We start from the raw sequence: 1,628 nt of genomic DNA, 5'->3' as shown, positions 1-1,628 counted from the left end.
TTTAAAAGGATTTATGATGAAAAAAGTAAAATTTATAGTTTTTATCTGCTTGTTTATACTGCTACCACTTGCTTATTTTAATGGCTTCATAAGAATTTCTGATCTAACTAGCGAACAAGAGAGCATTGCTAAAAAATATGGTGGTGTTTATGTATTTGATGAAAAGCTAGAGAAGGAGATAGATAAGAGAGAAGAAGAGAGACGAATAATGACAAAAGGCTTAAGTGGTAAAAAATTAGCCGAAAATCGTTATGCAGTTGATATGACGCCAGTTAATGAAAAATTACCTAGAGTTTTATCTAATGGAAAAAAATATTACCTCAGATGGGTTGATTATGAAAATGAAACTAGAAAGAAGATAAAAACTCCACAAATTTACAAAGATAAAATAAAAGAATTTATTGGCAGTGAAGATTATGAAAAATTTAAACCATCTTACGACTTGGGCTATTTTTATATCGATGATAATGATGAAGTAAGAGTAATTGATCTAAGTTTAGACTACTACGTTGTTGAAACAACATATACACTTTCAGGCGATGAAGCAAGTGGAATAAAATTTACAAAAAATAGATATATAAATGTAGCTGGAGATAATTATTTTTACTTGATAGACAATAAATTTCAAAAGATAAATAAATAGGACAAATAAATGAATACTATTAAAAATTTAACCAACAAAGAGATGGTAAATAAGATAAAAGACTATGCTGATATAGCCGATGTTGCTTATGCGTTTTTTGAATATATAGACGAGAATGAAATTTGGAGTTTTTCGGATAAATTTTATAATAATGTGATTTTAAAACAGCCCAATCCTAGATGGGATTATGCCGATGGTATAAATTTTGGATATGAAAAAAGCGTAAACGAAAACGGAGTTTCCAAATCAGTTCCTACATCCTATGCTCTTTGTGTTGAAGCTAGATTCATGCAGGATTTAACAATAGAAAAACCTGAAAAGAACGATGATGGTACTATAAAGAAAGTTAAAATTTCAAATGAGATAAGAAATTTCATAACAACCCCAAAAGGAGAGCCACAAAGACTTTTCGTAAACGAAGAAGGTTACCACCAAATCTCTGAACGTACTAAAAAATTTACATCAAGATTTATACTTCTCAAACATCAAAAAAATGATGATGAAGGTTTTAGTGCCACGCTCTTTGAAGATACAAAGGACAACAGCAAAAAAATATTAACCTTTAGAGGTACTGAGATCACTCCAGGAGACTTAATTGCAGATATAGAGCTAACAATTAATGAGATACCAATACAGGTAAATTCTTTAATAAATTTCTTTTTAGATAGTGTTATACCTATATTAAAAGAAGGTGAAAAGATAAATATATGTGGTCACTCACTTGGTGGATACTTAACTCAGATATGTGCTTTTACCTTTGCTGAATATGTAGATGAAATTTATACATTTAACTCTCCTGGGATATTAACAGATTATATGAAAACTAGAGTAGGCATCCCATCTATTGATCTCATGCCAAGGTTCATTAGAAATAAGATCATATATTTCTTTAATAAAAGAAATGTCCCTTACTATGAAAAGCTTAAAGAAAATTTGTTCTTAGCAGATAAGGACCACACCTACCTACCAGCACCTTTAAATGTTA

2 protein-coding genes are annotated in these 1,628 nt (G+C 29.9%); both read left to right on the top strand.

Features of this window, described 5'->3' with window-relative positions; translation table 11 throughout:
- The first annotated feature begins 16 nt into the window (after positions 1 to 16).
- Entirely contained in the window at positions 17 to 643 is a 627-nt protein-coding gene (locus F3G98_RS09935) for a tRNA 2-selenouridine synthase (RefSeq protein ID WP_149726114.1), read from the top strand.
- A 9-nt stretch (positions 644 to 652) separates the two neighbouring features.
- On the top strand, positions 653 to 1,628 hold a 976-nt coding region (locus F3G98_RS09930), incomplete at its 3' end, for an Mbeg1-like protein (RefSeq protein ID WP_149726115.1).

It is taken from the genome of Campylobacter concisus, from assembly GCF_902460895.1.
In the GTDB taxonomy this organism is placed as follows: Bacteria; Campylobacterota; Campylobacteria; order Campylobacterales; family Campylobacteraceae; genus Campylobacter_A; species Campylobacter_A concisus_BC.
The sequence above is the reverse complement of the archived record's forward strand: the minus strand, read 5'-3'. Positions and strand labels throughout refer to the sequence as shown.

What these genes read in the sequence shown, in the direction of transcription:
- F3G98_RS09935 (WP_149726114.1), top strand. Translation starts at nt 17, where the DNA reads ATGAAAAAAGTAAAATTTATAGTTTTTATCTGCTTGTTTATACTGCTA.